Source organism: Rothia sp. HMSC066G02, assembly GCF_001813145.1.
In the GTDB taxonomy this organism is placed as follows: domain Bacteria; phylum Actinomycetota; class Actinomycetes; order Actinomycetales; family Micrococcaceae; genus Rothia.
In genome coordinates this window covers 1-344 of sequence record NZ_KV811596.1, presented here as the reverse complement: position 1 = coordinate 344, position 344 = coordinate 1, and the positions used below count along the sequence as shown (strand labels likewise).

Below are 344 nucleotides of genomic sequence, written 5' to 3'. Positions count from 1 at the left end.
TACTCATTCATTCCCGGCTGCAGAACGGGGTACGGCACATTCTGAGCGGCGCGCTCTTCGGTAGCAGGCACGTACCTGCCGTTGCGCTCGTAGGCGGTGTAGACAAGCAGACCAGTTGAATCACCCTGTTTGGCAAGCCCATCAAACTTCTCAGTCGGCTCAAGGGAAGCCAGTACCTTATCCCGCTTGAAAAGGCGCGCTTCGTGCTTTTCCTCATTGGTGGCGAGGATACCGGTCTGTCGACCGACGATGAGAGCGCCGAGGGTGCCCACGCCTGCTATTGCGAGGGCACGACGAGAAAAACGGGGCTTCCGCGACTCTTGCTGGTGAGCAAGTAGCTGACC

Annotated in this window: 1 protein-coding gene; it reads right to left on the bottom strand. The window is 58.7% G+C overall.

What is annotated here, in order from left to right; translation table 11 throughout:
• Positions 1–344 (bottom strand): DUF6318 family protein (locus HMPREF2894_RS06765; RefSeq protein WP_246827026.1); only part of this gene is annotated, 344 nt, incomplete at both ends.